This window comes from Candidatus Bandiella numerosa (genome assembly GCF_021811875.1).
GTDB lineage: Bacteria > Pseudomonadota > Alphaproteobacteria > Rickettsiales > Midichloriaceae > Aquirickettsia > Aquirickettsia numerosa_A.
Genome location: NZ_JAJBJD010000183.1, coordinates 1 through 1,748, shown reverse-complemented (window position 1 = coordinate 1,748; position 1,748 = coordinate 1). Strand labels below are relative to the sequence as shown.

Sequence of the window (1,748 nt, the reverse complement as noted above, 5' to 3'; positions counted from 1 at the left end):
CATTGGATATCTATGTCTGTTTGGTGTGCCCTTCATCTTTTTTGATATTTATTTTTTTAAATCCTACAATTTTATAATCTTTTATTCAATATCAGAATTTTATTCTATTTTTAACTTGACTGTGCCAACGAAAGCCTTGGAAAACCCACAAATACTGGGGTTTCTGGATTGCTTCACTGCGTTCGCAATGACGGTGAGAAAAGTTATTCGTCAAAAATCTGGCGGAGGTTGGTTTGCCTCAACCTAACCAACTCCAAACTGGGGTGATATGGTTATGTTTTCACTCTCTGCAGCGATTATAGATGCGTACTTGGAGAGTATCAAGTGAAACACTCTTATATATTTTATCGGCATGTTATACTTGACTTATACGCTACTTATCGGCATAATAGATAATAAAAGAGGAACTGATATTGAGCTTACATCATGCCGACAAATTTTAAACCCATCTACAGTATAACCCCTGGCATTGCCAAAAGTCTGATGAGAATTGAGGCTGCTAAGGAAAAAGTTGCATTACTGCCTGTTAATCCTACAGTGCTTGCTTCGCTACGTGAAACGGCCAAACTCTACACCACACATTATTCTACGATGATAGAAGGCAATCAGCTTAAACCTGAGGAGATCAAAGAGGTCATTCAACTTCAAGGACATTTCCCGGGTAGAGAGCGTGATGAACATGAAGTAAGAGGCTATTATGCCGCCCTAGCTCAGCTTGAACAATATGCCTCACAAAACCATCCTGTTACCGAAAAAGTCATCCAGACCTTGCATGCTTTAGTGATGAGCGATGGAAGAACACGTATTAAACCAACACCTTACCGAGATGGCCAAAACGTTATCAAAGACAGCGGTACAGGAACGATTGTCTATATGCCTCCGGAAGCCAAGGATGTTCCTGGACTTATGCGCAACTTAGTGTCATGGATCAAAGAGAATGAAGATATACCATGCCCCATTGTCGCTGGTACTGCGCATTACCAGTTTGCAACAATTCACCCCTATTACGATGGTAATGGGCGAACAAGCAGGTTACTGACAACGCTGATATTGCATCTTGGAGGGTACGATTTAAAAGGCTTGTATTCCCTTGAGGAGTATTATGCTAAAAACTTACTCGGATATTATCGTGCTATCAGTATCGGCCCATCTCACAATTATTACTTTGGAAGGGCAGAAAGCGATATAACTCCCTGGGTGGAATATTTTACTGAAGGTATGGCTTTCGCATTTGAGAAAGTCGTCGCGCAGATGATTTCAAGCAACGAGAAAGGTGAAAAAGATCATTCGCAAGTTTTGCGCACCTTAGATCCGAAACAACGCAAAGCCTTGGAATTATTTAAGGGATATGATGTTGTTACAGCTAAACAAATAGGTGATCTATTTGGCTTTCAGCCTAGAACGAATGCTGCGCTTTGCAAAAAATGGGTTGAAGGTGGCTTTTTAGAAATAGTAGACGCTTCTAACAAAGCCAGAAAATATAAGTTGACAGAGCCTTACGATATTATTGTGAAGTAGAGTCTATGAGCATCTTCCAATCCAACATCATTAACATTTACGGAGAAAAAGGCAAAACCTGGATAGATGAACTGCCTGAGCTTGTTGCTGCAATAGCTTCAAGGGGCACCGTCAAGTTAATGGAAATATGGCCGCAACACAACCCTGACCCTTAAATTTTAGGCAGCAGCTATCTCTTGGATAGCTTCATCCCAAATAAATTTAGCTTTTTGAAAATTCTCTCTTTGGAT

Annotated in this window: 3 protein-coding genes; all 3 read left to right on the top strand. The window is 40.5% G+C overall.

Annotation, left to right across the window (positions count from 1 at the left end; translation table 11 throughout):
- Window positions 1-247, top strand: a 247-nt coding sequence (locus tag L8D11_RS05220) for a hypothetical protein (RefSeq protein WP_236870612.1), incomplete at its 5' end; no start/stop codon positions are given.
- A 236-nt stretch (window positions 248-483) separates the two neighbouring features.
- On the top strand, window positions 484-1,518 hold the full coding sequence (locus L8D11_RS05215) for a Fic family protein (protein ID WP_236870611.1): 1,035 nt from the start codon (window positions 484-486) through the stop codon (window positions 1,516-1,518).
- Between the two features lie 5 nt (window positions 1,519-1,523).
- Window positions 1,524-1,673, top strand: a complete 150-nt coding sequence (locus L8D11_RS05210; RefSeq protein WP_236870610.1) for a hypothetical protein — start codon at window positions 1,524-1,526, stop codon at window positions 1,671-1,673.
- Window positions 1,674-1,748 lie beyond the last annotated feature (75 nt).

Coding starts and splice junctions, on each gene's coding strand:
- L8D11_RS05215 (WP_236870611.1), top strand. CDS start 484: ATGAGAATTGAGGCTGCTAAGGAAAAAGTTGCATTACTGCCTGTTAAT.
- L8D11_RS05210 (WP_236870610.1), top strand. CDS start 1,524: ATGAGCATCTTCCAATCCAACATCATTAACATTTACGGAGAAAAAGGC.